The organism is Mesorhizobium sp. M7A.T.Ca.US.000.02.2.1 (genome assembly GCF_003996995.1).
In the GTDB taxonomy this organism is placed as follows: domain Bacteria; phylum Pseudomonadota; class Alphaproteobacteria; order Rhizobiales; family Rhizobiaceae; genus Mesorhizobium.
The window spans coordinates 1-4,283 of sequence record NZ_RZTT01000475.1 but is presented as its reverse complement, the minus strand read 5'-3'; the positions used below and the strand labels follow the sequence as shown (position 1 = coordinate 4,283).

Annotated in this window: 7 protein-coding genes; 1 reads left to right on the top strand and 6 read right to left on the bottom strand. The window is 62.7% G+C overall.

Annotated features, from left to right (window positions below):
- The 6 genes from EOD15_RS29715 to EOD15_RS29690 form a co-directional block, all read right to left on the bottom strand.
- Positions 1 to 762, bottom strand: a 762-nt coding sequence (locus EOD15_RS29715) for an AbrB family transcriptional regulator (protein WP_148129696.1), incomplete at its 3' end; no start/stop codon positions are given.
- Positions 763 to 857: 95 nt separating this feature from the next.
- Positions 858 to 1,244, bottom strand: coding sequence for a type II toxin-antitoxin system VapC family toxin (locus EOD15_RS29710; protein WP_127270551.1), 387 nt, complete (start codon positions 1,242 to 1,244; stop codon positions 858 to 860).
- Positions 1,241 to 1,486 (bottom strand): type II toxin-antitoxin system prevent-host-death family antitoxin, encoded by a 246-nt coding sequence (locus EOD15_RS29705; RefSeq protein ID WP_056595839.1) that lies wholly within the window; start codon positions 1,484 to 1,486, stop codon positions 1,241 to 1,243. The genes EOD15_RS29710 and EOD15_RS29705 overlap by 4 nt, the downstream gene beginning before the upstream one ends.
- A 160-nt stretch (positions 1,487 to 1,646) precedes the next feature.
- Positions 1,647 to 1,955 carry a putative quinol monooxygenase gene (locus EOD15_RS29700; RefSeq protein ID WP_127320720.1) on the bottom strand — a complete coding sequence of 103 codons (309 nt, stop codon included), beginning with the start codon at positions 1,953 to 1,955 and terminating at the stop codon, positions 1,647 to 1,649.
- Positions 1,956 to 2,018: 63 nt separating this feature from the next.
- Entirely contained in the window at positions 2,019 to 2,798 is a 780-nt protein-coding gene (locus EOD15_RS29695; RefSeq protein ID WP_127320719.1) for an SDR family oxidoreductase, read from the bottom strand.
- Positions 2,799 to 2,948: 150 nt separating this feature from the next.
- Positions 2,949 to 3,386, bottom strand: coding sequence for a DsrE family protein (locus EOD15_RS29690; RefSeq protein WP_127270547.1), 438 nt, complete (start codon positions 3,384 to 3,386; stop codon positions 2,949 to 2,951).
- A 102-nt stretch (positions 3,387 to 3,488) separates the two neighbouring features.
- Here EOD15_RS29690 and EOD15_RS29685 point away from each other — a divergent pair.
- Positions 3,489 to 4,283, top strand: a 795-nt coding sequence (locus EOD15_RS29685) for a hypothetical protein (RefSeq protein ID WP_127409093.1), incomplete at its 3' end; no start/stop codon positions are given.

Sequence of the window (4,283 nt, the reverse complement as noted above, 5' to 3'; positions counted from 1 at the left end):
GGCCAGCAGCCATTGCGGCAATTGCATCTCCACGCCCAAGCCAAGATGGACGACAGTGCCGAAGATAAAGGTGCCGAGGAAGAAGGGCGAGGGCAGCCGGAAAATCTTTCCCGCCAGGCCGCCAACCAGCGCGATGCCGATGGTGGCGGCGAAGGCCTGGCGGTCGATCGGCGGAAACCAGATGATGGGCGGGATTTCGACGCCCGAGGTGTCGACCCACATCTTGGCAACGAGTGCTGCGGTCATCGAGACGAAGATGACGCGCAGATATTGCATGAAAGCGACGAGACGCTGGTCGGCACCGAAGGCACCGGCCATCAGCACCATGGCGGTGGCCGCACCCGGCGACGAGCCCCAGACGGCGGTGGTGCCGGGCAGGATGCGCCAGCGGCTGATCAGCCAGCCGAGCAGGCTGGAGGCAGTGACGGTCGCCACCACGACGCCGAAAAACAGCGGCCATTCCTGGTAGAAGACCGGAAAGATGTCGGCCGAGATCGAGCTGGCGACGAGGCAGCCGACGATCGCCTGGGCGGCGCCGAACAGAAGGCGCGGCACACGCACCGTGGCGCCATTGGTGCCGGCGACGATGGCCGCCAGCATCGGTCCGATCAGCAACGCCGCCGGCAGGGTGGCGAGTTCCAGCGCGCCGGCAAACAGCAGGGAAACAACCAGCAGGGCAAGCCACTGCCAGAGCTTGCGCATCCGCGCCATGCGCTCGAGTGTGGGCAGGTCCGGGGATGGCTGCTCGGCCGAGGAATCCATGTTTCGGTCTTAGACTTGAAGCGGGACGATGCGAACCCCCGCTTTGCCGAAAAAGGAAGCTGTGTGACGCGCGAGTCACGCAGTTTACCAAGGTGTCAGAGCTTTCGGATAGGACCGGGATAACGGGCGACAAGATCGTCCATCGTCAGCAAGGTAATCCCCTCAATGGTTGCCTGGGCGACCAGGATTCGATCGAAGGGATCCTTGTGGATCGCCGGAAGTCCGTCGATGGCGAGGGCATGTTCACTGGTGATCGGCAAGTCGTGATAGCCATTGTCGAATAGGCCTCGCCGGAGCAAACGGGGATCGACCTGGAAATCATCCCGTCCCAGTCCTCGTTTGATTGCGATCTCCCAAAGGCTGGCGGGACTGAACAGCAATTCGTTCTCGGGGTCCTCAATCTCGGCGAGAGCCGCAGGTGTTAGCCGATCCGGTTCGCCAGCCGCCCACAGCAGCAAATGGGTGTCGAGTAGCAGTTTCAAGTGTTGACACCGAACAGTTGCTCAATCTCCTCGCCACCCATGCGGTCGAAATCGTCGGGAACGGAAAACTGGCCGGCCATAAAACCGACCCTTCGCGCCTGCGACGAGGCCGGCTGATCGATAGGCACGACTTTCACCAATGGTTTGCCCGCCTTGGCGATGATGAACGGCTCACCTTTGGCAGCTCGGTCAACGAGACGTGAAAGATTGGTCTTCGCATTGTGAATGTTCACGGTCTGCATCGCAGGTTTCTCCAAGTGGACTTAGTCCACAGAACTTAGTCCATTTTCAGAGAATTACAAGTGGAGCGCGATGACTGGCAAAACCCGGGGTCGAGATTGTTCACCTGTCGATATTGCACCTGGAGTGCGAACCTCGCCTCGGCATAAAGCCGTGGGCGGATCACCCCGTCTTGCCGTCAGCCAGCCCGAAGCCGGCGACGGGGTGGGTCTCGACCTGGAATTCGAAGCCGGCGATGAACGGCCGCGCCTTGGCGATCGCCGCCTGGACTTCGGGAAGCTGCAGCGAGGCCTTGTGGCTTTCGGCGTCGGTCCACACTTCGGTGACCCAGATCGCGTCGGCATCGGCGGGGTCGCGCGCGATGATATAGCTCAGGCAGCCCGGCAGGGCGCCTGTACTGTCGCGCAGAAGGTCCATGACCGCGTCACGCTGGCCGCGCGCCGCCCGCATCTTGCCGATCAGTCCGTACATTCCGTTGTCTCCCTTTGAGGTTTTCGACAAGAACATGCAGACCGCCAGTATGCCGGTAGCCGTTCAAGGCATCAACTGGCCGCCATTCACCTCGATCACCTGGCCGGTGATGTAGCCGCTGAGAAGGTCCGAAGAGAGGAACAGATAGGCGCCGACGCAATCCTGCGCCGTGCCGGCGCGTCCCTGCGGAATGGTGGCGACCATGCCCTTCATCTGCTCGTCGGTCGAATAGCGCTTGTGGAACGGGGTGAGAATTGTTCCGGGCGCTACCGCGTTGACGCGGATGCCGAAGCCGATCAGTTCCTTGGCCATGCCGCGCGTCACATTGGAGACGAAGGCCTTGGCCGAGCCGTAAAGCCCGGCGCCGCCGCCGGCGCCGTTGCGCGCGGCGATCGAGGAGGTGTTGACGATGAAGCCGCCCTGTTTCTTCAGCCACGGGATCGCCTTGCGCGAAGCAGTCAGCACCGAGCGCGCATTGAGGTCCATCACAGCGTCGTAATGCGCCTCGGTCTGCTCGGCATAAGGGATGCGGCCAAGCATGCCGCCGGCATTGTTGACCAGCCCGTCGAGGCGGCCGAAATATTGCGCGCTGTCCTCGACGACGCGCTCGACATCGGCGGCAACGGAAAAATCGCCCTGAACGAGAAACACCTCGCCGCCCTTGTCGGCAATCGTCAGGCCGAGCTTCTCGGCGGCGTCTTGACTCGAATTGTAGTGCAGCGCCACCTTGCATTTCTGCGCTGCATAGGCCAGCGCGAGCGCCGCTCCGATGCCGGTCGACGCACCGGTGACCAGCACTGCCTTGCCGGCAAGATCGGGTATGCTGAGTGTGGTGGCTGGCACGGTTCTTCCTCCGGGAGGTCTGCCTGTCCTTCGTAGGCCCTTGCCACCCCGGTGTTCAAGCCTTTGAGCAATTCAAGGAAACGTGTGGAGCGGTTTCCCGGCAAAGCGAGTAGCGCTTTCCCTAGGGGAATTTGCGCCAAACAAACCGCTCTACGGATGCAGATAGGCGTAACCCTGGCCTTGCAGTTCGGCGAGTTTGACGACGCCGCCCTTGTCGGCGGCATGAAACCCGGCGAGCAGGTCGGGGAGCGAAATATCCATGCCTTGCATGGTGTTGGCGCAGGCATGGGGTTCCAGCCCCTGCCGCACCAGGCCGGCGAAGCGCCCGGAAATCGCAGCCGATATGCCTTTCGACTTGAAGGCCGCGAGCGCGGGACCATGCACGACCAGCACGATGTCGACATTGCCGCCGGTGCCCTCATAATGGTTCTTGATGTTGCCGAGCACGAAATTGACCTTGTCGGTGTCGCTCAAGTGGTAGGCGACTTTTTGCCTTGCGGGCTCGGTGGCGGCTGCCTGTGCTGCCCGCAAACCGAGAAGCGTTCCGGTTCCGGCAAGAACCGCGCGGAACATATCGCGCCGACGCATGGAATCCTCCTCCGCTTGGCGGCCCGCCGCGAATTGCGTGGCTGCGGCCGCAATACTAGCATAAATTGACGTTGCGTCCTGTCGATGCGGAGGAGAGATCACATGGCGTTCAGGGCAGGGGAATGGAAGACAGTCGCCGGCGCCGGGTTTGGCGCGGCGCTGCTTGGCTTGCTTGCCGGATCGGCCTCCGCCGACGATGCGCTGAAGCTCACCGAACTCAGTCCGAACGGCGCTGATGCCTGTTTCGGCCGCGTCTATGATGCGGGGCATCTCAAGGCGCACCCGAAGCAGAAGGTGACGCGGATCTTCTTCTACTACGGCCATGATCCGGTCAGCCGGCCGAACGAGGAACCGACCGTGAATTCCGACACGTCCTACAATGCTTTCATCGCCACCACCGTGCGCGGCGCCAAGTCGCCGGAATGGGCCGGCGGCTGGTGCAATCATGCGTCCGAGGACGGCAAGACAGGCCCGGTTCATTGCGGCATGGAATGCGACCGGACGCTTGCGTCGCTGAAGGTCGACGACAAGGGCCGGCTGTTCCTCTCGGATCTGCAGCCCGACATCTATCTCGATGCCGGTTCGGAAGAAGAGCTTGGCGCTGCGGAATATAGCAGGCAGGCACTCGGCAAGGATGACGACAATTTTCGCCTCGACCCGATCCCAGCGGCGACCTGCAAGGCGGAGTTCGCGCGCATCGATCCGGTCGACCCGGCGCTAGGCCCGCCGCTGCGCGAGCGGCTGAAGCCGGACCAGGCCTTCTGCTATGGGCGCGACTACGATGCAGCGCATCTCGCCTCGCACCCCGATCAACTCACCCAGTCGATCCGGGTTTTCCGCGGCAAGGTAGAGCTGGCGTCCTTCGCCTCGGGTGGCGACGCCGCCAACTGGCCAGAC